The 522-nt window shown below is 68.4% G+C and carries 1 pseudogene; it reads right to left on the bottom strand.

Annotated features, from left to right (window positions below):
- Positions 1-522: pseudogene (locus tag MKK84_RS28610) on the bottom strand (IS3 family transposase); the annotation flags it as partial.

Genomic DNA, 522 nt, shown 5'->3' with positions numbered 1-522 from the left:
TCGTCGATCAGCGTCAGGATGCGCAGAGAGCGCCCATCGTGCGTCTGGGCTTGCACGAAGTCGAAGCTCCAGACGTGATTGCGGTGAAGCGGTCGTAGCCGCACGCAGGAGCCGTCGTTCAGCCACAGGCGGCTGCGGGGTCCATGTCGGCCGGGGACCTTCAGCCCCTCGCGACGCCAGATGCGCTGAACCCGGTCTTTGCCGACCTGCCAGCCGGCTGCCTGTAGCAGCGCGGTGACTCGGCGGTAGCCGTAGCGTCCGTACTCGGACGCCAGGGCGATCATGGCCTGGGTCGGTGCATCCTCGTCGGCCGGCACGGTAGGCACGTAGCGTTGCGTGCCGCGGTGCCGACCGACGATCCGGCAGGCGTGACGTTCCGCGAGGCCGTACTTCTCACGGATGCCGTCCACCGCCTGCCTGCGTCGCTCGGGGGCTACAAGTTTCCCGAGGCGACGTCCGCCAGCACCTGACCCACCAAAGAAAGGTCGGCGACGAGCCGGCGCAGACGAGCGTTCTCGCGCT

It is taken from the genome of Methylobacterium sp. E-065, assembly GCF_022829605.1.
In the GTDB taxonomy this organism is placed as follows: Bacteria; Pseudomonadota; Alphaproteobacteria; order Rhizobiales; family Beijerinckiaceae; genus Methylobacterium.
This window is presented reverse-complemented; position numbering and strand designations above follow the sequence as displayed.